Origin of the sequence: Streptomyces doebereineriae, from assembly GCF_031845645.1 — a bacterium.
Taxonomy (GTDB): Bacteria; Actinomycetota; Actinomycetes; order Streptomycetales; family Streptomycetaceae; genus Streptomyces; species Streptomyces canus.
The window spans coordinates 1-440 of sequence record NZ_JAVREZ010000358.1; the positions used below are offsets into that span (position 1 = coordinate 1).

The following is a 440-nucleotide window of genomic DNA, read 5'->3' on the forward strand; positions in this document are numbered from 1 at the left end:
TCTTCAAACCCGGTGGTCGCAACACCAATTTCCTCCATCTTGTACCCTGTCTTCTCGCGCCCCTATAGCTCAGTTGGTAGAGCTACGGACTTTTAATCCGCAGGTCGTAGGTTCGAGCCCTACTGGGGGCACTGGTCAAGGCCGGTACCTGGAGTTTCCCGTACCCGATCCCCGCCGCACGGCGCATCGGATGCCCACACTCAGCGAGACCCAACATCTTCCCGGATGTTGGGTCTTCGCTTTTCGTGCCCAGATAGCCCCTGTCGCCAAGCCCTTCCCCTATCGATCAATAGGCCCTATCATTCGATAGGCTGCTGTGGCTTACGCCACTCCGGAAGCCCACATGGACTGCGGTCACACACGACCGATATTGCAGGACCCACGCCGTCGTCGGCGGCGCGTTGGACACTCACGAGAGGAGTTGCGGGTACCTTGCGCAC

1 tRNA gene is annotated in these 440 nt (G+C 59.5%); it reads left to right on the forward strand.

Annotated features, from left to right (window positions below):
• Positions 1 to 58: 58 nt before the first annotated feature.
• Positions 59 to 131, forward strand: a tRNA-Lys gene (locus RNB18_RS52280).
• Positions 132 to 440 lie beyond the last annotated feature (309 nt).